General features: G+C 43.8%; 1 rRNA gene. It reads left to right on the top strand.

Going from position 1 to position 242, the window contains the following annotated elements:
• Positions 1 to 114: ribosomal RNA gene (gene rrf, locus AACV33_RS06600) — 5S ribosomal RNA — on the top strand; the annotation flags it as partial.
• Between the last annotated feature and the right edge of the window lie 128 nt (positions 115 to 242).

Below are 242 nucleotides of genomic sequence, written 5' to 3' on the forward strand. Positions count from 1 at the left end.
TGGCGACCATAGCGTTATGGACCCACCTGATCCCATGCCGAACTCAGAAGTGAAACGTAATAGCGCCGATGGTAGTGTGGGGTCTCCCCATGTGAGAGTAGGACATCGCCAGGCTTGAATTTGAATAAGTGCCCGTTCAATAGAACGGGCTTTTATTTCGCTCCCAGTTTGTTGCTGGAGGCAAGTCAACATAACGTTTTTAAGTCTTTCATAAATAAATGAAAAAGTTGAAAATATTATCT

The sequence above is a fragment of the Aliivibrio sp. SR45-2 genome (assembly GCF_963890165.1).
GTDB classification, from domain to species: Bacteria; Pseudomonadota; Gammaproteobacteria; order Enterobacterales; family Vibrionaceae; genus Aliivibrio; species Aliivibrio salmonicida.